The organism is Paracoccus sp. SMMA_5_TC (assembly GCF_009696685.2).
In the GTDB taxonomy this organism is placed as follows: Bacteria; Pseudomonadota; Alphaproteobacteria; order Rhodobacterales; family Rhodobacteraceae; genus Paracoccus.
In genome coordinates this window covers 186,461-211,270 of the sequence record NZ_CP102356.1, presented here as the reverse complement: position 1 = coordinate 211,270, position 24,810 = coordinate 186,461, and the positions used below count along the sequence as shown (strand labels likewise).

22 protein-coding genes are annotated in these 24,810 nt (G+C 64.5%); 12 read left to right on the top strand and 10 right to left on the bottom strand.

The window, feature by feature from the left end; translation table 11 throughout:
- The first annotated feature begins 104 nt into the window (after nucleotides 1-104).
- Entirely contained in the window at nucleotides 105-575 is a 471-nt protein-coding gene (locus GB880_RS14620; RefSeq protein WP_154489738.1) for an SRPBCC family protein, read from the top strand.
- Nucleotides 576-585: 10 nt separating this feature from the next.
- Entirely contained in the window at nucleotides 586-1,692 is a 1,107-nt protein-coding gene (locus GB880_RS14615; protein WP_195841215.1) for a lysine-2,3-aminomutase-like protein, read from the top strand.
- Here the strand turns inward: GB880_RS14615 and GB880_RS14610 are convergent.
- The 5 genes from GB880_RS14610 to GB880_RS14590 all read right to left on the bottom strand — a co-directional run bounded on the left by GB880_RS14610 (nucleotide 1,689) and on the right by GB880_RS14590 (nucleotide 6,964).
- The gene (locus tag GB880_RS14610; RefSeq protein ID WP_154489736.1) at nucleotides 1,689-2,543 is read right to left on the bottom strand and encodes an ATP-binding cassette domain-containing protein; all 855 of its coding nucleotides are present in this window, start codon (nucleotides 2,541-2,543) and stop codon (nucleotides 1,689-1,691) included. The genes GB880_RS14615 and GB880_RS14610 overlap by 4 nt on opposite strands.
- Nucleotides 2,540-3,382: an ABC transporter ATP-binding protein gene (locus GB880_RS14605; RefSeq protein WP_154489735.1), complete on the bottom strand. Its 843-nt coding sequence runs from the start codon at nucleotides 3,380-3,382 to the stop codon at nucleotides 2,540-2,542. The genes GB880_RS14610 and GB880_RS14605 overlap by 4 nt, the downstream gene beginning before the upstream one ends.
- 2 nt (nucleotides 3,383-3,384) lie before the next feature.
- Nucleotides 3,385-4,287 carry an ABC transporter permease subunit gene (locus GB880_RS14600; protein ID WP_154489734.1) on the bottom strand — a complete coding sequence of 301 codons (903 nt, stop codon included), beginning with the start codon at nucleotides 4,285-4,287 and terminating at the stop codon, nucleotides 3,385-3,387.
- The gene (locus tag GB880_RS14595; RefSeq protein ID WP_154489733.1) at nucleotides 4,284-5,291 is read right to left on the bottom strand and encodes an ABC transporter permease subunit; all 1,008 of its coding nucleotides are present in this window, start codon (nucleotides 5,289-5,291) and stop codon (nucleotides 4,284-4,286) included. Before GB880_RS14595 ends, GB880_RS14600 begins: the two co-directional genes overlap by 4 nt.
- 68 nt (nucleotides 5,292-5,359) lie before the next feature.
- Nucleotides 5,360-6,964, bottom strand: a complete 1,605-nt coding sequence (locus GB880_RS14590; RefSeq protein WP_154489732.1) for an ABC transporter substrate-binding protein — start codon at nucleotides 6,962-6,964, stop codon at nucleotides 5,360-5,362.
- A 426-nt stretch (nucleotides 6,965-7,390) separates the two neighbouring features.
- On the opposite strand from GB880_RS14590, the gene GB880_RS14585 reads away from it, so the two are divergent.
- From GB880_RS14585 to GB880_RS14560, 6 genes are all read left to right on the top strand, one after another.
- Nucleotides 7,391-9,241, top strand: a complete 1,851-nt coding sequence (locus GB880_RS14585; RefSeq protein ID WP_154489731.1) for a sensor histidine kinase — start codon at nucleotides 7,391-7,393, stop codon at nucleotides 9,239-9,241.
- On the top strand, nucleotides 9,238-10,587 hold the full coding sequence (locus tag GB880_RS14580; RefSeq protein WP_154489730.1) for a sigma-54-dependent transcriptional regulator: 1,350 nt from the start codon (nucleotides 9,238-9,240) through the stop codon (nucleotides 10,585-10,587). Before GB880_RS14585 ends, GB880_RS14580 begins: the two co-directional genes overlap by 4 nt.
- Before the next feature lie 187 nt (nucleotides 10,588-10,774).
- The gene (locus tag GB880_RS14575; RefSeq protein ID WP_154489729.1) at nucleotides 10,775-11,749 is read left to right on the top strand and encodes a tripartite tricarboxylate transporter substrate-binding protein; all 975 of its coding nucleotides are present in this window, start codon (nucleotides 10,775-10,777) and stop codon (nucleotides 11,747-11,749) included.
- Nucleotides 11,750-11,803: 54 nt separating this feature from the next.
- Complete coding sequence (locus GB880_RS14570) at nucleotides 11,804-12,265, top strand: tripartite tricarboxylate transporter TctB family protein (protein ID WP_154489728.1); 462 nt, start codon at nucleotides 11,804-11,806, stop codon at nucleotides 12,263-12,265.
- A gap of 7 nt (nucleotides 12,266-12,272) precedes the next feature.
- A complete protein-coding gene (locus GB880_RS14565) occupies nucleotides 12,273-13,781 on the top strand; it encodes a tripartite tricarboxylate transporter permease (protein ID WP_154489727.1) in 1,509 nt (502 codons plus the stop codon).
- Between the two features lie 13 nt (nucleotides 13,782-13,794).
- Nucleotides 13,795-14,766, top strand: coding sequence for a Bug family tripartite tricarboxylate transporter substrate binding protein (locus tag GB880_RS14560; protein WP_154489726.1), 972 nt, complete (start codon nucleotides 13,795-13,797; stop codon nucleotides 14,764-14,766).
- A gap of 32 nt (nucleotides 14,767-14,798) precedes the next feature.
- Here the strand turns inward: GB880_RS14560 and ada are convergent, their stop codons facing one another.
- From ada to bhcR, 5 genes are all read right to left on the bottom strand, one after another.
- Nucleotides 14,799-15,866 carry a bifunctional DNA-binding transcriptional regulator/O6-methylguanine-DNA methyltransferase Ada gene (gene ada / locus GB880_RS14555; protein WP_154489725.1) on the bottom strand — a complete coding sequence of 356 codons (1,068 nt, stop codon included), beginning with the start codon at nucleotides 15,864-15,866 and terminating at the stop codon, nucleotides 14,799-14,801.
- A gap of 119 nt (nucleotides 15,867-15,985) precedes the next feature.
- Nucleotides 15,986-16,603 (bottom strand): phosphoribosylglycinamide formyltransferase, encoded by a 618-nt coding sequence (gene purN, locus GB880_RS14550; RefSeq protein WP_263467387.1) that lies wholly within the window; start codon nucleotides 16,601-16,603, stop codon nucleotides 15,986-15,988.
- The gene (purM, locus tag GB880_RS14545; RefSeq protein WP_154489724.1) at nucleotides 16,600-17,646 is read right to left on the bottom strand and encodes a phosphoribosylformylglycinamidine cyclo-ligase; all 1,047 of its coding nucleotides are present in this window, start codon (nucleotides 17,644-17,646) and stop codon (nucleotides 16,600-16,602) included. Before purM ends, purN begins: the two co-directional genes overlap by 4 nt.
- 153 nt (nucleotides 17,647-17,799) lie before the next feature.
- On the bottom strand, nucleotides 17,800-19,401 hold the full coding sequence (locus tag GB880_RS14540; protein ID WP_154489723.1) for a DUF6345 domain-containing protein: 1,602 nt from the start codon (nucleotides 19,399-19,401) through the stop codon (nucleotides 17,800-17,802).
- A 93-nt stretch (nucleotides 19,402-19,494) separates the two neighbouring features.
- Nucleotides 19,495-20,328, bottom strand: coding sequence for an HTH-type transcriptional regulator BhcR (bhcR, locus tag GB880_RS14535; RefSeq protein WP_154489722.1), 834 nt, complete (start codon nucleotides 20,326-20,328; stop codon nucleotides 19,495-19,497).
- A gap of 182 nt (nucleotides 20,329-20,510) precedes the next feature.
- Here bhcR and bhcA point away from each other — a divergent pair, with 182 nt between their 5' ends.
- From bhcA to bhcD, 4 genes are read left to right on the top strand one after another with little or no spacing between them, the layout of a single operon-like run.
- Nucleotides 20,511-21,701: an L-aspartate--glyoxylate aminotransferase BhcA gene (gene bhcA, locus GB880_RS14530; protein WP_154494504.1), complete on the top strand. Its 1,191-nt coding sequence runs from the start codon at nucleotides 20,511-20,513 to the stop codon at nucleotides 21,699-21,701.
- A 1-nt stretch (nucleotide 21,702) separates the two neighbouring features.
- Complete coding sequence (bhcB, locus tag GB880_RS14525) at nucleotides 21,703-22,662, top strand: beta-hydroxyaspartate dehydratase BhcB (protein WP_154494503.1); 960 nt, start codon at nucleotides 21,703-21,705, stop codon at nucleotides 22,660-22,662.
- Between the two features lie 10 nt (nucleotides 22,663-22,672).
- Entirely contained in the window at nucleotides 22,673-23,836 is a 1,164-nt protein-coding gene (bhcC, locus tag GB880_RS14520; RefSeq protein ID WP_154494502.1) for a 3-hydroxy-D-aspartate aldolase BhcC, read from the top strand.
- On the top strand, nucleotides 23,836-24,798 hold the full coding sequence (gene bhcD / locus GB880_RS14515; RefSeq protein WP_154494501.1) for an iminosuccinate reductase BhcD: 963 nt from the start codon (nucleotides 23,836-23,838) through the stop codon (nucleotides 24,796-24,798). Before bhcC ends, bhcD begins: the two co-directional genes overlap by 1 nt.
- Nucleotides 24,799-24,810 lie beyond the last annotated feature (12 nt).

Below are 24,810 nucleotides of genomic sequence, written 5' to 3'. Positions count from 1 at the left end.
TCCCTCACGCACTGACCGGAACGGCAGGCGATCAGATATTGGATTTCTGCCGGTTTGTCTTGCAATATAATTTCAGGAGCCCCTCTTGTCGCAAGGGACGTGCCATGGAGCCAGCCGCGCCCGCCCATGTCCTGACGTTTGAACGCGTGCTGAGGGTGTCGCCCGATCTGCTCTGGCGATGCTGGACAGAGCCGGCGCTAATGATGCACTGGTTCTGCCCGCCGCCATGGCGGCTGACCGACGTGCGGCTGGAACTGCGCCCCGGCGGCGAATTTTACACCGTCATGACCGGGCCCGACGGGCAGGAACATGCCAGCACCGGCGTGGTGCTGGCGGTCGAACCGCAGCGTCAGCTGGTCTTTACCGACGCCCTGCAACCGGGTTGGGTGCCCTCCGGCCGCGCCTTCATGGTGGCCCATATCGGGCTGAGCCCCGAAGGCGTCGGCACCACCCGCTATGTCGCGCGCGCCATGCACTGGGACCGGCAAACCCTGCTGGAACACGAAGCCATGGGTTTCCACGACGGCTGGGGCAAGGCGGCAGAGCAGTTGGAACAACTGGCCCGATGCCTGTGATGCCCTTGCCATGGCGGCCCGGGCGGTGGATAAGGCCGACCTTGCCAGACCCGAGGCCCGCTTGAACCGCCCTGCCCTGACCACGGTCCCTGACCTTATCGCCGCCGGACTTGCGCCCGCAGACAAGCGGCAGGCGCTGGAACAGGTCGCGTCCGAGTTCCGCATCCGTATCACCGCCACCATGCGTGGGGCGATCCAGACGGCCGGCGACGGCATTGCCGCGCAATTCGTCCCCGACCCGCGCGAACTGGACATCCGCCCCGAGGAACTGGCCGATCCGATCGGCGACCTGCCGCACAGCCCGGTGCCCGGCCTGACCCATCGCTATCCCGATCGGGTGATCCTGCACATGACCCGCAATTGCGAGGTCTATTGCCGGTTCTGTTTTCGACGTGAGGTGGTTGGCGACGAAGGCACCCTGCCCCCCGAACAGCTGAGCGCGGCGCTGGACTATATCGCCCGCACCCCGGCCATTCACGAGGTTATCCTGACCGGCGGCGATCCGATGGTGCTTTCGGCCCGGCGCATCACGGCGCTGATGGCGCGGTTGCAGGACATCACGCATCTGGATCTGGTGCGCTTTCACACCCGTGTGCCGGTGGTGGCGCCGCACCGGATCGACAGCGCGATGCTGGCCGCGTTGCGGCCGGGGCGGCTGGCGGTCTGGGTGGTGCTGCACACCAACCATCCGCAGGAACTGACAGCCGATGCCTGTGCGGCGCTGGCGCGACTGGCCGATGCCGGCATCCCGCTGTTGTCGCAGACGGTGCTGCTGCGCGGCGTCAATGCCGATGCCGCCACACTGGAAAGTCTGTTTCGGGCGCTGATCCGCAACCGGGTCAAGCCCTATTACCTGCATCACTGCGACCTGGCCCGCGGCACGGGCCATTTCCGCACCACCATCGCCGAAGGCCAGGCGATCATGGCCGCGCTGCGTGGCCGGATGTCGGGCACCTGCCTGCCCAGCTATGTGCTGGATCTGCCGGGGGGGCATGGCAAGGTGCCGCTGGGCCCCGATTACCTGACCCCGGACGGTCCGGGCCGCTACCTGATCCGCGACTGGCGCGGTCAGGTGCATGGCTATGCCGACCCGGTGCCGGAAGGGTTTGCCCCCTAGACCGCCCCGAGCCGGGCCGGGGCGCGGCGCAGCGCCTGACGCCGGGCAACGCGGGCGCGGATCGCCTCGATATCGGTGACCGGTGTGGCGGCGAACAGTTCCCGTGTATAGGGATGCTGCGGGTTGGCAAAGACCTCCTCGCGGCTGCCTTGTTCCACCGCCTCGCCCCGGTTCATCACCAGCACGTCATCGGCAATGTAACGCACCACCGACAGGTCGTGGCTGATGAACACATAGGCCAGATTGAATTCGTCCTGCAGATCCGCCAGCAGGTTCAGCACCTGCGCCTGCACCGACAGATCCAGCGCCGAAACCGGCTCGTCCAGCACCAGCAAGGTCGGGTTCAGCATCAATGCCCGGGCAATGGCGATGCGCTGACGCTGGCCGCCCGAGAACATGTGCGGATAGCGGTTGAACACCTCGGCCGGCAGGCCGACCTTGACCAGCATTTCCTCGGCGCGGCGGCGACGCTCGGCGGCCGGGGTATCGGTGTTGAGCAACAACGGCTCCATCAGCACGTCACCGATCTTCTGGCGCGGGTTCAGCGAGCCATAGGGGTTCTGGAACACCATCTGCACCTTCGAGCGCATGGTGCGGTCCAGCTTGCCGCGGGAAATGTCGACCGGCTTGCCCTCGATCAGCAACTCGCCGCCGGAGGCCGGATCGATCAGCGCGATGATGCGCGCCAGCGTCGACTTGCCCGAACCGGATTCGCCCACGATCGCCAGCGTCTGCCCGCGATCGACCGAAAAGCTGATGCCCTTGACCGCGCGCACGGTCTTGGCCGCCCGGGTGAGCGAGCCGGGGACGTGATAGTCGCGGATGATGTTGCGGCCTTCGACAACGCTCATGGCTTCACCTCGGGCTCGACAAGAAAACTGCTGACCGTGGGCAGACGGTCACCGGTGGCGTTTTCGGGCAACGCCGACAACAGCGCGCGGGTATAGGGATGCTGCGGCGTTTCAAACAGCGACAGCACGTCGGCTTCTTCCATCTTCCTGCCCTTGTATTGCACCTGCACGCGGTCGGCGGTTTCGGCGACCACGCCCATGTCATGGGTAATCAGGATCAACGCCATCCCGGTCTGCTCCTGCAGATCCATCAGCAGGTCCAGGATCTGTTTCTGGATGGTGACATCCAGCGCCGTGGTCGGTTCGTCGGCGATCAGCAGGCGGGGATTGGTGGCGATGGCCATGGCGATCATCACCCGCTGGCACTGCCCGCCCGACATCTGGTGCGGATAGCTTTTCAGCTTTTCCTCGGGTTCGGGGATGCCGACCTGACGAAACAGTTCCAGCGCCCGTGCCCGCGCCGCGCGGCGCGACATGCCGGCGTTGAAACGCAGCACCTCCTCGATCTGGTAGCCGGTGGTGAAGGACGGGTTCAGCGAGGCGATGGGTTCCTGAAAGATCATCGTGATCTCGCGGCCGATGATGCGGCGGCGCTGCGCGGGCGTCAGCCGCAAAAGGTTCTGGCCGTCAAAGCTCATCTCGTCGGCGGTCACGGTGGCGGTGTCGGGCAACAGCCCCATCGCCGCCAGCATCGACACGGATTTCCCCGAGCCGCTTTCGCCGACGATGGCCAGCACCTCGCCCTTGTCCACGCGCACGTCGATGCCGTCCACAGCGGTGAAGCTGCCGGTCGAGGTCGCAAAGCGCACCGTCAGGTTGCGGATGTTCAGAAGCGCCATGGTCAGCTCCGCTTCAGCTTGGGGTCAAGCGCGTCGCGCAGGCCGTCGCCCATCAGGTTGATGGCCAGCACCGACACCAGGATGGCCAGGCCGGGAAAGGTCACCACCCACCAGGCGCGCAGGATGAATTCGCGCGCCTCGGCCAGCATGGTGCCCCATTCCGAGGCCGGCGGCTGCGCACCCATGCCCAGAAAACCCAGGGCCGCGCTGTCCAGCACCGCGCTGGAAAAGCTCAGCGTGGCCTGCACGATCAGCGGCGCCAGACAGTTGGGCAGGATGGTCTTGACCATCAGCCGCAGGTTCGAGGCCCCGGCGACCTTGGCGGCGCTGACGTATTCGCGGGCCTTTTCCGACATCACGGCAGCACGGGTCAGCCGGGCGAAATGCGGCTGATAGACGATGGCAATGGCGATCATGGCATTGGTCAGCCCTGGCCCCAGCACCGCGACCAGCACCAGCGCCAGCAGCAGCGAGGGAAAGGCCAGCACCACATCCATCACCCGCATGATCACGGTATCGACCCAACCGCCGTAGAAACCTGCGACCAGGCCGATGATGATGCCGCCGGTCAGGGCAATGGCCACCACCACGATGCCGATGAAGAGCGAGTATTGTGCCCCATAGATCAGGCGCGACAGCATGTCCCGGCCGACGGCGTCGGTGCCCAGCCAGAACCCGGCGCGCCCTCCCTCTTGCCAGATCGGCGGCACCAGCAGCGCGTCGCGGTATTGCTGTGTCGGGTCATGCGGCGCCAGCAGCGGCGCCAGCAAGGCGGTCAGGACCAGCAGCAGGAAAACGATCAGCCCCACTACCGCGCCGCGGTTCTGACTGAAATAGAACCAGAATTCCCTGAGCATCCGGCGGCGGATGGCCGCATCGGAAAGCTTGACGGTCGTATCGCTCATTTGTGCCGGATCCTCGGGTTGATGAGACCATAGGTCAGGTCGACGATCAGGTTGACGATCATCACGATCGCGGCGATCAGCAGCAGGCCCGACTGCACCACGGGATAGTCGCGCCGGCTGATCGAATCGATCATCCACTTGCCGATGCCGGGCCAGGAAAAGATGGTTTCGGTCAGGATCGCGCCGGCCATCAGCACCCCGACCTGCAGGCCGATGGTGGTGATGACCGGGATCATCGCATTGCGCAGGGCATGCACGCCGATCACGCGCGCAGGCGACAGCCCCTTGGCGCGCGCGGTGCGCACGTAATCCTCGCCCATCACCTCGAGCATGGCCGAACGTGTCTGCCGGGCGATCACGGCCAGCGGGATTGTCGCCAGCACGATCGAAGGCAGGATCAGATGGCTGACGGCCGAGCCGAATGCCCCCTTCTGCCCCGACAGCAGGCTGTCGATCAGCATGAAGCCGGTGACCGGCGGAAAGAAATACATCAGACTGATCCGCCCCGACACCGGGGTCCATTGCAGGATGCCCGAGAACAGGATGATCAGCAGCAGACCCCACCAGAAGATCGGCATCGAAAAGCCGACCAGCGCCCCGGTCATCGAGATCTGATCGAACCAGGAGCCGCGCTTGATGGCAGCGATCACGCCCACCGGCACACCGATCAGCGTGGCCAGCAGGATCGCCACCAGCCCCAGTTCGACCGTGGCCGGAAACAGTGTCAGGAACTCTGCAAGCACCGGCTTCTTGGTGACAAGCGAATGGCCCAGATCGCCTTGCAGAAGGTTGCCCAGATAATGCAGGTATTGCTGCCAGATCGGCTTGTCATAGCCCAATTGTGCCGAAATCTCGGCATAACGTTCGGGGGAAACGCCCCTTTCCCCCGCCATCAGCAGCACGGGATCGCCGGGCAGCAGGCGGATGAAGCCAAAGGCGACCAGCGTGATCCCCAGCATCGTCGGGATCAGATAAAGCAGTTTGGTGAGGATGAAGCGTAGCATCGGACCCCGATCGAAAAGGGCCGTGCGGGGTTTTGCCCGCGCACGGCCGCAGTTGACGTCCCCGAGGGTTACTCGGCCAGATCGACAGTATCGAAGGTATAGTCACCAAGCGGCGACTGGACGAAGCCGCTGACTTCCTTGCGCATCGGCACATATTGCGTCGAATGGGCCAGGGTCGCCCAGGGCGCTTCCTTCTTGAAGATGACCTGCGCCTCTTCATACAGCTTCACGCGCTCGTCGTGGTCCGAGCTGGCCTTGGCCTTGGCGATCAGGTCCGAAAACTCCTGGTTGCACCAGAAGGCACGGTTGGCTCCGCCCGGCTGGGCCGAGGCGCAGCTGAGCAGAACCGAAAGGAAGTTGTCCGGATCGCCGTTATCGCCGGTCCAACCCAGGATGACGGCGCCCTTGCGGCCTTCCTCCATGGATTTCTTCAGGTATTCGCCCCATTCATAGGACACGATGTCGACCTTGACCCCGATCTTGGCGAAGTCGCTCTGGATCATTTCGGCAGCGCGGCGGGCATTGGGCATGTAGGGGCGCTGCACCGGCATCGCCCAGACTTCCATTGTCAGATCCTTGACGCCGGCATCCTCCAGCATCTTCTTGGCGGCTTCGGGATCGTATTTGTCATCCTCGACCGCGTTGTTATAGGACCACATCGTCGGCGGGATCGGGTTTTTCGCCACTTCGGCGCTGCCCTGATAGACGGCTTCGATCATCGCCTTCTTGTCCATGGCCATGTTCAGGGCCTTGCGGACTTCCGGCTTGTCGAAGGGGGCGACGGTGGTGTTATAGGCCAGGTAGCCCACATTCAGCCCGGCCTGCTCATCCAGCTTGAGGTTCGGATCGGCCTTGATTTCCGCGAGATCGGCGGGTGCCGGATAGGGCATCAGGTGGCATTCGCCAGCCTTAAGCTTCTGCAACCGCACCGAGGCATCCGGGGTGATGGCAAAGACCAGATCATCGATCTTGGGTGCTTCGCCCCAGTAATCCGCGTTCTTCTGGTAACGGATCACCGCGTCCTTCTGATAGGCCACGAACTTGAACGGACCGGTGCCGATAGGCGCGTTGTTCAGATCCTCCTTGGTGCCCGCCTTTTCCAGCGTGTCGGCATATTCCTTGCTGACGATCGACAGGAAGGGCATGGCCACGTTGGCCAGGAATGGCGCCTCGGGCTGGTTGAGGGTGAACTTGACGGTGTGGTCGTCGACCTTTTCGATGGACTTGATCAGCTTGTCCATCTCCATCGACGAGAAATATTCGTAGGTGATGCCGGCGATATACTGGTGCCAGGGGTTGTCGGCCTTGGCCTGACGCTCGAAGCTGAAGATCACGTCATCGGCGTTGAAATCGCGCGACGGGGTGAACTTGTCGTTCGAATGGAACTTGACCCCCTGACGCAGCTTGAAAGTATAGGTCAGGCCGTCCTCGGACACCTCCCAGCTTTCGGCCAGTGCCGGCTCGATTTCGGTGGTGCCGGGCTTGAACTGGACCAGGCGGTTGTAGATCGCATGACCCGAGGCATCGAAGGTGGTGCCGGCGGTATAGGGCGCGGGGTCGAAACCTTCGGGCGAACCTTCCGAGCAATAGACGAAGGTCTTGGCGTGCAGCGGCGCGGCCGCCATCAGCGCAAAGGCCGAAGCCGCCAGCAGGCGGGTGGAAAGAACCGACATATTACCTCCCATGTCTAGTTTTATTCTGTGACCGTGATGCCGAAGTTCTGCCGGATGGGTCAAGCCCTCTGACGTGTCGACAGGTGAATTTGACAGGCTGACGCTGCGGAATGACGAAAGTTGCAAGACATTTCGCCAAAATATCGCGGCGATGGCGGTGAACACGGGGCCCCGGCGACAGACAGGACGGCGATTCTGCATCCTTGCATCCCCCTTGCCCAGTCCCTGCCCGATTGCGGCAGCAGGTCCGCAGCACTGTGCGCAGCTTGGCAGCCCCGACGAGGTCGGGCAAGTGCTTGATTGTCGTGATCATAGCCGGCTGCGCCTCTGGCGTCTATTGCGCGCCTGACCGCAAACTGGCACGCTGGCTCAGGTCGTGCATTCCAAATGGCGCTAGGCAGAGAATATTCACGGAAATACAGGCATATGACTGCGTTTCCTAAAGCATATTCAAGAAAATGGCTGACGCTGGTCTTGGGACTGGCCAGCCTTGGGCTGGCGCTGTGGGCGGTGGGCTACCTGGCATTTCGGCAGGCTTACGGCCAGGGTGCCGGCCGGGCCGAAACGGCGTTGCGTCTGACGGTCGATGCGCTTGAGGCGGATCTGGCCCGTTACGAGATGGTGCCGCAACTGGTCGGCCAGATGGAGCTGATCCGGAAACTGGCGGTCGATCCGCAGGACAGCCGCTTGCGTGATCGGGCGAACCGGTGGCTGGCCAGGCAGAATGCCGCTCTGCAATCGGCGGACATCTATGTGATCCTGCCCGACGGGGAAACCATCGCCCATTCCAACTTCCGCGGCCCGAACAGCTTCATCGGTCAGAATTTCAGCTATCGGCCGTATTTCATCGATGCCATGGCCGGGCAAACGGCACGATTTTACGGCATTGGCACCACCTCGGGGATTCGCGGCTATTACTTCTCGGCCCCGGTCTGGGACGATTCCGGCCACATTGCCGCGGTGGTCGCCGTCAAGATCGGTGTGGACCGTTTCGAGCAGGCCTGGCACCGGGGCGAATACCGTGTGCTGGTCACCGATCCGGAAGGCGTGGTGTTCCTGTCCTCGCGGCCCGAATGGCGCTACAAGGGCACATTGTCCCTGACCGAAGAAAGACGCAGCCGCAGTGCAGGTTCGCGTCGCTATGCCGACACCGTGCTGACAGAACTGCCGTTGCAACGCCTTGAACGCCATGGGGCCAGCCTGTGGCGCCTGACCGACACCAACGGCACGCGCGAATACCTGGTGGCATCGGAAATCATCCCGGATGCGGGGTGGAGTTTGCACGTGCTGCTGGACACGGCCGAGATGCGCGCTCAGGCGCGTCTGGTCGTGACAACTGCGCTGTTGCTGATCTGGGCGGCGGGCTTTGCCGGGTTGATGTGGCGCCAGCGGCGCTTGCAAGCCGCAGAGCGTCAGGCAATGCAAGCCTATGCCACGGCCGAGCTGGAGCGCAGGGTCGAGGCGCGCACCGCCGATCTGGCGCGCGTCAACAGCAAGCTTCAGCAGGAGATTGCCGAACGCCGCGCGACCGAGGCCAAACTGCGCGCGGCTCAGGACAGCCTGGTTCAGGCGGGCAAGCTGGCGGCCCTGGGACAGATGTCGGCCTCGCTCTCGCACGAGATAAATCAGCCGCTGGCGGCCGCGCGCAACTATGCCGACAGCGCAGCGATCCTGATCCAGCGGGGCGAGCTTGACCGGGCGCGGGACAATATTGCGCAGATCATGGCGCTTATCGATCGCATGGCAGCGATCGGGGCGCATTTGCGTCAGGCAGCACGAAAACCGGACGAGGTGCTGGGACCGGTCGATCTGGCGGAACTGATTGCCGAAACCAGGGTCATCGTCGGGCCACGCCTGACGGTCTGCGGCGCCGATCTGGTGGTGGATCTGCCCGACAATCTGCCGCCCCTGCGGGCCAGCGCCACACGCTTGCAGCAGGTTCTGGTCAACCTGATCAGCAATGCCGCCGACGCCGTGGCCGACAGCGCCGATCGCCGCATCCTGCTGACCGCCGATGCAGGCAGCGACGAGGTCACGATCCGCCTGCGTGATTTCGGCCCGGGCGTTCCCCCGCATATTGCCGAGCGCATCTTCGATCCGTTCTTTACCACCAAGGGCATGGGTGCGGGCCTGGGCCTTGGGCTGTCGATCACCGCCAATATCGTGCGCGATTTCGGCGGACGCATCAGTCTGCACCACCCCGGGACCGGAGCGGAATTCAGGGTCACCCTGCCCATCGCGACCTCACATCTGCCCGAAGCCGAGCTTGCCCGATGAAAAAGCCGCGCGTGATCCTGGTCGAGGACGACGAACAGATGCGCAGTTCGACTGCGCAGGCGCTGGAGCTGGCCGATATGACCGTCGAATCGCTGGCCCAGGGTGAGGATGCACTGGCGCTGGCGGGTCCGGGGTTCGATGGCGTGGTGGTCAGCGACATACGCATGCCCGGCATGGACGGGATGACACTGCTCGGGCGATTGCGCGACATGGATCCCGAGATCCCTGTCATCCTGATCACCGGTCACGCCGAGGTTGCCCTGGCGGTCGAGGCCATCCGGGGCGGTGCCTATGATTTCATCGAGAAACCCTTTGTGGTGCAGGATCTGGTGAACCTGATCCGACGTGCCGCCGAGCATAGAAATCTGGTTCTGGAAAATCGCCGGCTGCGCGCCGTGGCCGGAAAGCGCGATGATATCGAGGCTCGCCTGCCGGGCCGGACCCAGGCAATGGTCGATCTGCGCCATCGTTTGCGCGCCATCGGGCCATCGGATGCCGATGTTCTTGTCATCGGCCCGACCGGGGTCGGCAAGGAAGTTGTCGCACATGCATTGCACGATCTGTCGCCGCGCGCGACACGCCCCTTCATCGCCATAAACTGTGCTGCCCTGCCCCAGGCCCTGATCGAAAGCGAACTGTTCGGACATGAGGCCGGGGCCTTTCCGGGTGCCTTGCGGCCGCGCTATGGCAAGTTCGAGCACGCTCGCGGCGGCACCGTGTTGCTGGACGAGATCGGCTCGATGCCGTTGGAACTTCAGGCAAAGCTGCTGCGGGTCTTGCATGAGCGCGTGATCACGCGGCTGGGGTCGAACGATCCGGTGCCGCTTGACGTCAGGTTCATCGCCGTCAGCAAGCAGGATCTGGCCCAAATGGTCGCCGCAGGCAGTTTCCGCGAGGATCTGTACTGGCGGCTGAATGTGGCGGTGCTGCATGTTCCGCCCCTGTCTGCGCGCCGCGAGGATATTCCATTGCTGTTCCTGCAACTGTTGCGCGAGGCAGCGGCACGTCATAATCGGCCTGAGCGCCCGGCCCCGCCAGAGATGCTGGCGGACCTGGCAGCCCGGGACTGGCCGGGCAATGTTCGCGAGTTGCGCAACCTGGCAGAGCGCTACATCCTTGGACTGGATGGCGGAAATGATGTCGAGATCGCCGAAGGCGGCCGGCTGGCCGATCGCGTCGCAGCATTCGAACGCAGCCTGATCGCCAGTGCGATTGCCGCCCACGGCGGACGGCTAAGGGCTGTCTATGAGTCGCTGGGGATTTCCCGCAAAACCCTCTACGAAAAGATGCAGAAATACGGTCTGGAGCGTCGACTGATCACCGAACCGTCCGAGGATGACACCTGAATGGGTGGATTTCCACCCAGTTCAAGGCGCCCATGTAACCTTTTCCACCCATTTTGATCATTTCTGCGGGTTTTTCCCGGCGCAGGCCTGTGTTCCGCTTTGGCGATAGCGCGGGGGAAGGGTGATCCTGTGCCCCGGGCTGCCGTTTACGGCCGCCACGCAGAAGGATCAGGGGGGGAAGGACATCATGACCCGTTCAAGCATCATCGCCGCCTGCGCTGCGGTGTTGACCATCACCACCGGCGCACAGGCTCAGGATTATCCCGGCAGGCAGATCACCATGGTTGTGCCGTTTGCCGCCGGCGGACCTACCGACACCGTGGCGCGTCTGGTCGCCGAAAAGATGTCGGGCGATCTGGGCCAGCAGGTGATTGTCGAAAACGTGGGCGGGGCCGGCGGCACCCTGGGCGCAGGTCAGGTCGCCAAGGCCGAACCCGATGGATATACCTTGCTGCTGCATCATATCGGCATGGCAACTTCGGCGACGCTTTATCGCAAGCTGGCCTATGACACGCTGTCGGCCTTCGACTACGTCGGACTGGTGACCGAGGTGCCGATGGTCGTGGTCGCGCGCAAGGATTTTGAACCCGCAGACTTCAAGGGCTTTGCCGAATACGTCAAGGCGAATGCCGACAAGCTGACGCTGGCGAATGCCGGGATCGGATCGGCAAGTCATTTGTGCGGGATGTTGCTGATGCAGGCGCTGGAGGCGCCGCTGGTCACCGTGCCCTACAAAGGCACCGGTCCGGCGATGACCGACCTTCTGGGCGGTCAGACGGACATCATGTGCGATCAGACCACAAACACCACCCAGCAGATCAAGGGTGGCACCATCAAGGCCTATGCCGTGACCACGCCAGAGCGGCTGGCGCTGTTTCCGGACCTGCCCACCGCTGCAGAATCCGGCCTGCCAGGGCTGGATGTGTCCATCTGGCACGGCATCTACACACCGAAAGGCACGCCGGCCGAAATCAACGAGCGCCTGTCGCAATCGCTGCAGAAAGCACTGGCGGATGAAGGCGTGATCAAGGCCATGGCCGATCTTGGCACAGCCCCGGTGCCCGCCGATCAGGCCACCCCGGCGGCGCTGAAATCCCGGCTCGAGGCCGAAATCGCCCGCTGGCAGCCGGTCATCACCGCTGCCGGCGTCTATGCCGACTGAGCAAGGCCGGACCCTGCCCTGTGCAGGGTCCATTCCGCCTGAAGGGAGGAGATCATGACCACTCGACCCAAGGACAGGACCGACCTGACCGCCGGATTGCTGTTGATGGCAACTGCCGGGTTTTTCGGCTGGCAGACCATGGACCTCGAAATCGGCAGTTCGTTACGGATGGGGCCCGGCTACTTCCCGATGATGCTGTCGATCCTGCTGTTTGCGCTGGGGGCGCTGATTGCCCTGAAATCGCTGGGCCGCGAGGACGAGCCCATCGGCCCGATCGCCTGGCGCGGCATCCTGCTCATCCTGCCGGCCCCGATCTTTTTCGGGCTGACAGTGCGGGGCCTGGGCTTTGTTCCGGCGCTGTTTCTGGCCACACTGATCGCAGCGCAGGCCTCGCGGCGCATGCGGCCGCTGCCGGCCCTGATCCTGGCCATTCTGGTGACAATCCTGTCGACGCTGATCTTCAGCTATGGGCTGGGCTTGCCGTTCCGCCGCTTTGGCCCCTGGTTGGGGGTGTGAGGCTGCCATGGAACTGTTCAGCAATCTTGCCCTGGGCTTTTCGGTCGCCTCTTCGCTCGCCAACATGTTTTTCTGCTTGATCGGGGTGATCCTGGGAACCCTGATCGGGGTCTTGCCCGGTATCGGCGCCACCGCGACCATCGCCATGCTGCTGCCCATCACCTTTCAGCTCGAGCCTGTCAGTTCGCTGATCATGCTGGCAGGCATCTATTACGGGGCACAATATGGGGGCTCGACCACCGCCATCCTGATCAACATGCCCGGTGAAAGCTCGTCTGCGGTCACTGCAATCGACGGCTATCAGATGGCACGCAAGGGGCGCGCCGGCACGGCCCTGGCCACCGCGGCGCTTGGGTCGTTCTTTGCGGGCACGGTGGCCACGTTCCTGGTCGCGATCTTTGCGCCGCCTCTGACCGAAGTTGCTCTGAGGTTCGGGGCGGCCGAATATTTCAGCCTGATGGTGCTGGGCCTCGTCATGTCGGTGGCGCTGGCGCATGGCTCGGTGCTGAAGGCGCTGGCCATGGTTGTGCTGGGGCTGCTGCTGGGCATGGTGGGCACCGACATCTACACCGGCGCGCCACGGTTTACCCTGGGAATGACGCAATTCGCTGACGGGCTGAATTTTGTCGCATTGGCAGTGGGCGTTTTCGGCATCGCAGAGATCCTGCGCAATCTGGAAAACGAACATGACCGCGAGGTCATGACCCGCAACATCACCCGACTGTTCCCGAACAGGGAAGAATTTCGCGAAATGGTCGGCCCGGTCCTGCGCGGCACAGGCATCGGCTCGATCCTCGGCATCCTGCCGGGTGGAGGCGCAATCCTTGCCAGCTTTGCCAGCTACACCATTGAAAAGAAACTGTCGTCCCGCCCGGAAGAGTTTGGCAAAGGTGCCCTTGCAGGTGTGGCCGGGCCGGAATCGGCCAATAATGCCGGCGCCCAGACCAGCTTCATCCCGCTGCTGACCCTGGGAATACCCGCCAATCCGGTCATGGCGCTGATGATCGGTGCGATGATCATTCAGGGCATCGTGCCGGGGCCGAATGTGGTCAGTGAACAGCCCACGCTGTTCTGGGGCATCATTGCCAGCATGTGGATCGGCAATCTGATGCTGGTGGTGCTGAACCTGCCGCTGATCGGTTTGTGGGTCAAGCTGCTGACCGTTCCCTATTATGTGCTGTTCCCGATCATCATGGCCATGTGTTCGATCGGGGTCTATTCCGTCGCCTCGAATACCTATGATCTTTACGCGGTCGCATTCTTCGGGCTGCTGGGATACGTCCTGTCCAAGCTGCGCTGCGAGCCGGCCCCGTTGCTGCTGGGGTTTGTTCTGGGCCCCTTGCTGGAAGAAAACCTGCGCCGCGCCATGATCCTGTCGCGTGGCGATCCCAGCACGTTTGTCACCCGCCCGATCAGCGCCGGTCTGCTTTTACTGGCGCTTGCGGTGCTGGTGCTGGTCTTTACGCCGCAAATCCGTCGTCGTCGGAATGAAGTTTTCACCGAAAGTGACGCATGAAAAAGGAAAAATCATGAACATCAAACTTGTGCGACGCCTGCTGCTGGGGGTGGCAATGGCCTTGGGCCTGGCCGGAACCGCACGGGCCGAATATCCCGAACGCCAGATCACCCTGGTCATTCCCTTTGCCGCCGGTGGCTCGACAGACGTGGTGGGGCGTATCGTTGCCGAACGGATGAGCCGCGAACTGGGCCAACAGATTGTGGTGCAGAACGTCGGTGGCGCCGGCGGCAGCCTGGGCGCGCAACAGGTGGCCAAGGCTGATGCGGATGGGTATACGATCCTGATGGGGACGGTGGCAACTCATGCACTCAATCCCTTGATCCTGAAGCAAAAACCATATGACCCGATCGCCGATTTCTCGCCGGTTTCGCTGTTGGTGATGGTGCCGAACGTGCTTGCCGTCAATCCGGAACTGCCCGTGAGAAGCGTGCAGGAACTGATCGATCTGGCCAGGAAGGATCCGGCTGCGCTGGCCTATGCCTCGTCGGGCAACGGCACGCCCTTGCATCTTTCGGGCGAACTGTTCAAGTCGATGGCAGGCGTCGACATCACGCATATCCCCTACAAGGGTTCGGGGCCGGCATTGACCGATGTTCTGGGAAATCAGGTTCCGATCATCTTCGACAACCTGCCCTCGGCATCTGGGCATATCGCTTCGGGCAAGCTGCGCGCCCTGGGCGTGACAACGGCAGAACGTGCCACCAGCTTCCCCGACATTCCGGCCATTGCAGAGACGCTTCCGGGATACGAAACCTATACCTGGAACGCCTTGTTCGCACCTGCCGGCACCCCGCCCGAAGTCGTTGCGCGTCTGGCCCAGGCCGCGCAGGCCAGCATGGCTGACCCTGCGGTCGCACAGCGCATGGCCGAGTTTTCCGCCAGCATCATCGCGTCCTCTCCAGAAGAGTTGGGGCGCCATGTTGCGGCAGAAATGGAAAAGTGGCAGCCCGTGGTGACCGAAGCCAACGTCACCCTTGATTGATCACCTCTCCGGTGCCGGCTGCGGCGCCGGGGTCATGTCTGCGCGTCAGTGTTCCTTTCACGTGACAGCAATTCCCGTTTGCGGGCTATCCCCCAGCGATAGCCTGCCAACCCCCCGTCCTGCCGCACGACGCGGTGGCAGGGAATGGCGACGGCCAATGCATTTGCGCCGCACGCCTGCGCCACCGCGCGCGAGGCACTGGGCGCGCCGATGCGATGCGCCAGTTCGGCATAGCTGACAGTCGTGCCTGGCGGTATTTCGGACAGCGCCTGCCACACCCGGCGTTGAAAGGCGGTGCCGCGAATGTCCAGCGGAAGTGACTGGGCCTGATCGGGTCGTTCGACCAGTGCCACCACCTGAGCCACCAGCTTCTCGAAGCCGGTGTCGCCGCCGATCATCTCGGCTTTCGGGAAACGGTCCTGCAATTCGCGCAGCAGGCTGTCGGCATCGTCCCCCAGAAGGATGGCACAGATGCCGCGGTCGCTGCGCGCAACAAGCACCTCGCCCAAGGAACTTGTCCCCAGCGCGAAGCGGATGCGGCTGCCCTGTCCGCCGCGTCGCCATTGCTGCGGCGACATGCCCAGTGCCTGATCGGCCCGCTCGTAAAAGCGGCTGGTCGAACTGAAACCGGCCTGTTGAATGGCGCTTGTCACGTTGGGTTGACTGTGCAGACCTTCGCGCAGGCGTTGATCGCGTCGCGCCAGCGCCCATTGCCGCGGGGTCAGCCCTGTCAAGCGCCTGAATTCGCGCTGCAGATGCGAAGGGCTTAGCCCGATATATGCGGCAAGCTGGGGAAGTTGCGGAATCTCCTCGGCAGTCTCCAACATGCGGCAGGCGGCGGCGATCATCTCGGCCATGTGCTCGCGCGGGGCCTGGCCATGGGGATGGCAGCGCCGGCAGGGACGAAAGCCTGCTGCCTCGGCCGCCGCAGCATCGGAATAAAAGCCGACATTCGCCGGATTGGGCCGCCGCGACGGGCATGTGGGGCGGCAATAGACCCCCGTGCTGCGCACCGAATAGACGAATTGTCCGTCGGCGGCCGGATCACGTTGCAGCACGCTGGTCCACCGGGGATCGGTCAAGGTCGAGGTCATCGGCATCCTGCGCTCCTGTTCGGGGGGTTCAGGTTAGCACAGGCTGATCCGGCAAACACTCCGCCGTCAGCTTTCAAATTCTGACGAGCGCCGAGATATAATCATCAATTATATCCGTGCCTTGTTTAGGATTCACTAGAAGTTTTCAAGGAAGCATCCATCAGCAGCGGCTGCCGCTCGCCTTGCGCAAACCGGCGCAGCACCGCGGGATAAAGCCGATGTTCCTGCTGCAGCACGCGCGCGGCCAAGGTCTCGGCGGTGTCGCCGGGCATGATTGGCACCCGCACCTGACCCAGAATCGGGCCGGCGTCGAGTTCCGGCGTCACCAGATGCACCGTGGCACCCGCTTCGGCATCGCCGGCATCGATCGCGCGCTGATGAGTGTGCAGGCCAGGATACTTGGGCAACAGCGAGGGATGGATGTTCAGCATCCGGCCCGAAAATTGCTGCACGAAGGCGGGCGTCAGGATGCGCATGAACCCGGCAAGACACAGGATGTCGGGCCGCGCCGCCAGCAACGGTTGCAGCAAGGCCGCCTCGAAGGCGGCGCGGTCGCCGCGAAAGCCGCGGTGGTCGACGGCAAAGGTCGGCACACCCAGCGCCGCCGCCCGCGCCAAGCCCTGCGCCTGCGGATCGTTCGAGCCGACGATGACAGCCCGTGCCGGATGGTCGCCAGTCATCGATTCGACCAGCTTGACCATGTTCGAGCCGCCGCCCGAAATCAGGATGGCGACGCGTTTCACCGCAGCTTGCCGCTGTAACGCACACCCTGCCCCGGCACGACATGGCCAAGGCGATGGACCCTCTCGCCCTGGGCCGACAGCAGCCCGGCCAGCGCCTCGGCCCGATCCGCCGCCACCACCAGGATCATGCCGATGCCGCTGTTGAAGGTCTTGAGCATTTCCGCCTCGGCGATACCGCCGGCCTCGGCCAGCCAGTCGAACACCGGCGGCAGGTTGAAGCTGTCCAGATCGACCTCGGCGCCCAGTCCCGGGGGCAGCACGCGCGGCAGGTTTTCGGTGATGCCGCCGCCCGTGATATGGGCTGCGGCATGCACGCCGCCGGCGCGGATCGCCGCCAGCACCGGCCGCACATATAGTCGCGTCGGCACCAGCAGCGCCTGCCCCAGGGTGCCGGTGGCAAAGGGCGCCGGCGAATCCCAGTCCAGACCGGCATGTTCGGCCACCTTCCGCACCAGCGAAAAGCCGTTGGAATGCACCCCATCCGAGCCCAGCCCCAGCAGCACATCGCCATCGCTCACCCCGGCGGGCAAGGCGGCGCCCCGTTCCATGGCACCGACGGCAAAGCCCGCCAGGTCGAAGTCGCCACGGGCATACATGCCGGGCATTTCGGCGGTTTCCCCGCCGATCAGCGCGCAACCCGACCGCCGGCAACCTTCGGCGATGCTATTGATGACGCGCGCCGCCTCGTCCACCGACAGCTTGCCGGTGGCGAAATAATCCAGGAAGAACAGAGGCTCTGCCCCCTGGCACACCAGGTCGTTGACGCACATGGCCACCAGGTCGATGCCCAGACCGTCCAGCTCGCCGGTGTCGATGCCGATACGCAGCTTGGTGCCGACACCATCGGTCGCGGCGACCAGGATCGGATCGGCAAATCCGGCCGCGCGCGGGTCGAACAGGGCGCCGAACCCGCCCAGACCGTCCATGACCCCCTTGCGCTGCGTGGCTGCCGCCGCCGGCTTGATGCGTTCAACCAGCGCATTGCCGGCGTCGATATCCACCCCGGCCTGGGCATAGGAAAGGCCGCTGTTGCGCTCGGTCATCTCAGGATCCCCCTTGCTTTGCCGACCCGATAGCGCAGCCTTGGTCCGCAGGCAATGCGGGGAAACGCGCGCGCGCCGATTCCGGTCCCGGTCCGCGTTTCAGGAAAAGGAATGCCCGGAGACGGCTGCCTCCGTCTCCGGGCTACCGGATCGTCAGTCACCCAGGTCAGACTGGATCCAGTATCTCTTGCGAAAGCCGCGGGCACATTCCACCTCGACGGCCTGGCGCGCGATCGGGCGGGCGGTATTGGCGCGCAGCCCGTAACCGATCTGGGTCGAGCCGGGCAGAACCTTCTGCCGCAGCGGCGCTGCGCCTCGGGCGGCCAGTTCGCGCATCAGCATCGCCGTCTGCTGCGCCAGCATCATGTTGACGGCCTGATCAGGTTCAGGTGCGACCCGCGCCTCACGGCCATGTCCGTCCAGGCGGCTGGCAACGCCCCGCAACTTGCATTCGATGCGGACAAGCCGACCGTCAGGACGCAGCACCACGCGCAACCAGCCGGCATCCTCGGCCAAAAAGGCCACCCCTTCGACCGCCTGCCGAAAGCTGACAACGATTTCATCAAGTTGCGGCTGCGCGGGGGTGCAGCTGTCATAGCGGCGCCCGCAGGCCGACAGGGAGAGATGAATCCCATCGAACAGCAGGGCGTGTTCTCCCGGCAGGAAACCGAAACTGCGCAGCGCCGCGCGCGCCTGCGCGACCAGTGCCCGACGCTTGAGCCCCATACCCGCGACGCTGGGACGGGGCGGGCGCAGCATTTCCAGCAGGATGCGCCCATCGGCCTGGCGCTGCAGGCGCAGATCGTCGCGGCGCAGATGCAAGGTGCCCTCTGCGGACAAGGCGCCCGGCGCGATATCCAGCCGCTGCATGACCTGCCGGATCAATGCCAGATCCTGTCTGGCTGGCCGCAGCCGCAGCGCCGGCATTGCGGTCGCGGATGGCACTGGGGCCGGGGCGCGCAATTCGCTGGCCATCGGTTGCAGCCAGCGCCAGGCCCACCATTCTGCGCGCGCGCGTCCGGCGTGAAAGCGCCTTTCGTGAAACAGGGCGTCGCGCGCTGCTTCAGGCGTGTCGCCGCAGGCAAGAACGGCCGGTGTCTGTGCCGCCGCGACTTCGGCCGCGCCGTCCAACCACGCCTGCGAAAACGATTTCCCAAGGCCCAGATGGCGCCAGAAGCCGGCGCCATAGCCGGGACTGTCCCATGCGGTGCCGTCAAGACCGAACATCATCCGCAACCCGTCGATTGCGGTGGACCACGCGTGGCGCGGATCGCGCCCACCGCTGACCGCAACCGATTCGCTGGCCGCCCAGAACAGATAGCGCAGCGATTTCCCTCCCAGCCGCATCCGATGCGATGCGATGCTGGCATCGGGCACCGGTCCTTGCCCGCCCAAAGGCACGATGAACTCGCCTTCGCCTGTCATGCGCCCATGACCGGCATGATAGAACAGGCGCACCGAGTCCATGTCGGAAGCTATGCGCTCGGCTGGGGCGATCCGGTCGTAGATCCAGGCGCGGACATTGGCATCCTGACGCCAGAAATCTGCCGATGCATGGGCGTCAAGACCGTCAAGAAAAGCGCCGGCATCGGCGTGGGCTGCATGCAGCGGACCCGCTGCGCGATAGGATTGCAAGCTGCTGGCACCGGCGATGCCCGAGATCGGCTCGCCTTCGATCAGGGGCAGCCCTTCGGGCCAGTCTTGCGCCATGTCCGCATCGGGACTGTCGGCACGGCACAGGGTCAGGTCTTGCATCGGGCGGCTCCTTGCTGCTGGCGCGGGCGGGGCTGCCGCCGACCAGAACTGGCCATACCCTAGGCTAACGGCTGTGAATTGGGCGTGAATCGCCTATTCATGCCAGGCGGAATCCGGCGCCATGCCAAAGGACAGCTCTTTTGCCGCATCGATGACCGCATCCGCGATAGCGACCAGCCGCGCATCATGCATCCGCAATGTCGGCCCCGAGACGGATATCCCTGCGGCTGCCTCGCCCGCAAGATCGAAGATCGGCGCCGCGATGCAGCGCATGCCGGGGGTTCGTTCCTCGTTGTCCAGCGAATAGCCGCGCGCCCTGATCTCGGCCAGATCCTGCATGAGGGCCTGGGGATCGACCAATGTCATCTCGGTAAACCGTTCCAGTTTCATTTCGGCAATCATGCGCTTCAGCGCCGTCGGATTGGCATGTGCCAGCAGCGCCTTGCCGATCCCCGAAGCGTGCAGGGCCGACCGCGTTCCCGGCGGGAAAAAGGCGCGAATCGTTTCATGGGTTTCGGCCTGGCTCAGGAACAGGACCGCGTCGCCGTTCAGTATGCCCAGATTTGCGGTTTCCCCCGTCACCTCCATCAGCCGGCGCAAGACCGGTCGGGCACGTTCGACTAGGCCCGAACGCCGCATGAAGGCGGACCCATGGCGAAAGGCGGTTGGGCCGATATGCCATGCCTGGGTCAGCGGATCGCTTTCTGTCACGCCGCGCGTCGCCAGCGTGACCAGCACCCTGTGCACGGTCGAGGGAGCCATTTCCAGCCGTTGGGCAATTTCGGTCAGGGTCAGGCCGTTGGCGCCCGCAATCAGATCGAGGATGTCCAACGCCCGGTCCAGCGCCCGAATGCCGCCGGTATCCTCGTTTCCGATAGTGCTGACACGACCGCGCGGCCGGCCTCGCTTTCTGGTTTCAGCTGACATTCAATTATTCCTTTCGATTGCATCTAACTGAAGTTGAAAATCCAGATGGCATGACGGAAAACTTCATCTTATTGATTTTGTTGTATTGTTTGCTATTTTTCCGCGATTGCGAAATTGTTTTCAGAAAAATTGCGTGATTGCGGGGGTGGGCGTAGGGTGGTTTTCAAGCAGGAGGTATTGCCATGACCAGTCAGAACCCGATCTTCATTCCCGGCCCGACCAACATCCCCGAGGAGATGCGCAAGGCCGTCGACATTCCGACGATCGACCATCGCTCGCCGGTGTTCGGGCGCATGCTGCATCCGGCGCTGGAAGGCGTCAAGAAAGTGCTCAAGACCGAGCGCGCGCAGGTGTTCGTGTTCCCCTCGACCGGGACCGGCGGCTGGGAGACCGCGATCACCAACACGCTGTCGCCGGGCGACAAGGTGCTGGCGGCGCGCAATGGCATGTTCAGCCACCGCTGGATCGACATGTGCCAGCGCCACCGCCTGGATGTGACCTTCGTCGAGACGCCCTGGGGCGAAGGCGTTCCCGCCGACCGTTTCGAGGAGATCCTGACCGCCGACAAGGGCCACGAGATCAAGGTGGTTCTGGCCACGCATAACGAGACCGCGACCGGCGTCAAATCCGACATCGCCGCCGTGCGCCGCGCGCTGGACGCGGCCGGGCACCCGGCGCTGCTTTATGTCGATGGCGTCAGCTCGATCGGGTCGATGGACTTCCGCATGGACGAATGGGGCGTCGACATCGCCGTCACCGGTTCGCAAAAGGGCTTCATGCTGCCCCCGGGCCTGGCCATCGTCGGCTTCTCGCCCAAGGCCATGGAGCAGGTCGAAAGCGCGACACTGCCGCGCACCTTCTTCGACATCCGCGACATGGCCAGCGGCTATGCCCGCAACGGCTATCCCTATACGCCGCCGGTCGGGCTGATCAACGGGCTGAACGCGGCCTGCGAGCGGCTGCTGAGCGAGGGGCTGGAGAATGTCTTTGCCCGCCACCACCGCATCGCCGGCGGCGTGCGCGCCGCGGTCGAGGCCTGGGGCCTGAAGCTGTGTGCGCTGCGCCCCGAGCTTTATTCCGACAGCGTCAGCGCCATCCGCGTGCCCGAGGGGTTCGACGCCAACCGCATTGTCGCCCATGCGCTGGAAACCTATGACATGGCCTTTGGCACCGGCCTGGGCGAGGTCGCGGGCAAGGTGTTCCGCATCGGCCACCTGGGCAGCCTGACCGATGCCATGGCGCTGTCGGGCATCGCCACCGCCGAGATGGTGATGGCCGATCTGGGCCTGCCGGTGCGGCTGGGGTCGGGCGTTGCCGCCGCCCAGGAACATTACCGCCAGTCCACCGCCACCGCGCAACGGAAAGCCGCCTGAGATGTCGGACGCCATGTATATCCCCACCTACGAGGACATGCTGGCCGCGCATGAGCGCATCAAGCCGCATATCCGCCGCACGCCGGTGCGGGTCTCGGACTATCTGAACGATCTGGCCGGGGCGCAGCTGTTCTTCAAATGCGAGAACTTCCAGGAGCCGGGGGCCTTCAAGGTCCGCGGCGCCACCAATGCGGTCTTCGGCCTGGACGAGGCGCAGGCCGCCAAGGGCGTGGCCACCCATTCCTCGGGCAACCATGCCTCGTGCCTGAGCTATGCGGCCATGCGCCGCGGCATCCCCTGCAACGTGGTGATGCCGCGCACCGCGCCGCAGGCGAAAAAGGACACCGTGCGCCGCTATGGCGGGGTCATCACCGAATGCGAGCCCTCGACCAGCTCGCGCGAGGCGACCTTTGCCGAGGTGCAGGCCCGCACCGGCGGCGACTTCGTGCATCCCTACAACGACCCGCGGGTGATCGCGGGCCAGGGCACCTGCGCGCGCGAGTTCATGGAACAGACCGATGGGCTCGACATGGTGGTGGCGCCGATCGGCGGCGGCGGCATGATCTCGGGCACCTGCCTGACGCTGGCGACGCTGGCGCCCGAAACCAGGGTCATCGCGGCCGAACCCGAACAGGCCGATGACGCCTATCGCAGCTTCAAGGCCGGCCACATCATCGCCGACGACGCACCCAGGACCATCGCCGACGGGCTGCTGGTGCCGCTCAAGGATCTGACCTGGCACTTCGTGTCGAACCATGTCTCGGAAATCTACACCGCCTCGGAGCAGGAAATCATCGACGCGATGAAGCTGGCCTGGAAGCATCTGCGCGTGGTTCTGGAACCTTCCAGCGCCGTGCCGCTGGCCACCATCCTGAAAAACCCCGAAGCCTTCGCCGGCAAGCGCGTCGGCGTCATCGTCACCGGCGGCAATGTCGATCTCGACAAGCTGCCCTGGAACTGAGGAGCATCCCATGAACGCGAAGACGGATTTTGCCGGCTACGAGGTCGGCTATGACATCCCCGCCCTGCCGGGCATGGATGAAAAGGATATCCAGACGCCCTGCCTGATCCTCGACCTGGACGCGCTGGAACGCAACATCAAGAAGATGGGCGACTACGCCAGGGCGCACGGGATGCGCCACCGCAGCCACGGCAAGATGCACAAGTCGGTCGACGTGCAGAAGCTGCAGGAAAGCCTGGGCGGCGCCGTCGGCGTCTGCTGCCAGAAGGTCAGCGAGGCCGAGGTCTTTGCCCGCGGCGGCATCAAGGACGTGCTGGTCACCAACGAGGTGCGCGACCCGGCCAAGATCGACCGCCTGGCCCGCCTGCCCAAGACCGGCGCCACGGTGACGGTCTGCGTCGATGACCTGGCCAATATCGCCGAACTCTCGGCCGCCGCGGTCAAGCACGGCACCGAGCTGGGCATCTTCGTCGAGATCGATTGCGGCGCCGGGCGCTGCGGGGTCAAGACCGCCGATGCCGTGGTCGAGATCGCCCAGGCCGCCGCGGCCGCGCCGAACCTGACCTTCAAGGGCATCCAGGCCTATCAGGGCGCGATGCAGCACATGGACAGCTATGCCGACCGCAAGGCCAAGCTGGACGCCGCCATCGCCCAGGTCAAGGAAGCCGTGGACGCGCTGGAGGCGGTGGGGCTGAAGCCCGAATTCGTCTCGGGCGGCGGCACCGGTTCCTATTACTTCGAATCGGCCTCGGGGGTCTACAACGAGCTGCAGTGCGGTTCCTATGCCTTCATGGATGCCGATTACGGCCGCATCCTGGACCAGGACGGCAAGCGCATCGACCAGGGCGAATGGGAAAACGCGCTGTTCATCCTGACCTCGGTCATGTCGCATGCCAAGCCGCATCTGGCGGTGGTCGATGCCGGTCTGAAGGCGCAGTCGGTCGACAGCGGCCTGCCCTTCGTCTACGGCCGCGACGATGTGAAATACATCAAGTGCAGCGACGAACACGGCGTGGTCGAGGATCCGAACGGCGTGCTGAAGGTCAATGACAAGCTGCGGCTGGTGCCGGGCCATTGCGACCCGACCTGCAACGTCCATGACTGGTATGTGGGCGTGCGCGGCGGCAAGGTCGAGACCGTCTGGCCGGTGTCGGCGCGCGGGAAAGCCTACTGATGTATGTCGTTGCCGAAAGCGAGATCGCGGGTCTGATGACCCCCGAGGCGGCCTTCGAGGCGATCGAGGCGGTCTTCGCCTCGATGGCCCGGCGCAAGGCCTGGAACTTTCCCGTGGTGCGCGAGGCCATCGGCCATGAGGACGCGCTCTATGGCTTCAAGGGCGGCTTCGACGCGGCCGGGCTGGTGCTGGGGCTGAAGGCCGGCGGCTACTGGCCCAACAACCAGAAGCACGGGCTGATCAACCACCAGTCCACCGTGTTCCTGTTCGACCCCGATACCGGGCGGGTGCGGGCGGCGATCGGCGGCAACCTGCTGACCGCGCTGCGCACCGCCGCCGCCGCGGCGGTGTCGATCAGGTATCTGGCGCCCAGGGGCGCGCGGGTGCTGGGCATGATCGGCGCCGGCCACCAGTCGGCCTTCCAGATGCGCGCCGCCGCCGCGGTGCATGACTTCGACAGGGTCCTGGGCTGGAACCCGCATCCCGAGATGCTGGGCCGGCTGGCCGAGACCGCCGCCGATCTGGGCCTGCCCTTCGAGGCGGTCGACCTGCCCCGGCTGGGCGCCGAGGCGGATGTGATCATCTCGATCACCTCGTCCTTCTCGGCCCTGCTGATGGACGGCCATGTCCAGGGCCCGACCCATATCGCCGCCATGGGCACCGACACCCGCGGCAAGCAGGAACTGGATCCGGCGCTGCTGGCGCGCGCCCGCGTCTTCACCGACGAGCTCGCCCAGGCGATCAGCATCGGCGAATGCCAGCATGCCATCGACCAGGGCCTGATCGCCCAGGACCAGATCCGCGAACTGGGCGCCGTCGTCGCCGGCATCGACCCCGGCCGCGAAAACGCCGAACTCACCATCTTCGACGGCACCGGCGTCGGCCTGCAAGACCTCGCCGTCGCATCCAGAACACTCGAAATCGCAATCCAGAAGGGAGTAGCGCAAAAGGTCAATATCTGACCAATGGCGTTG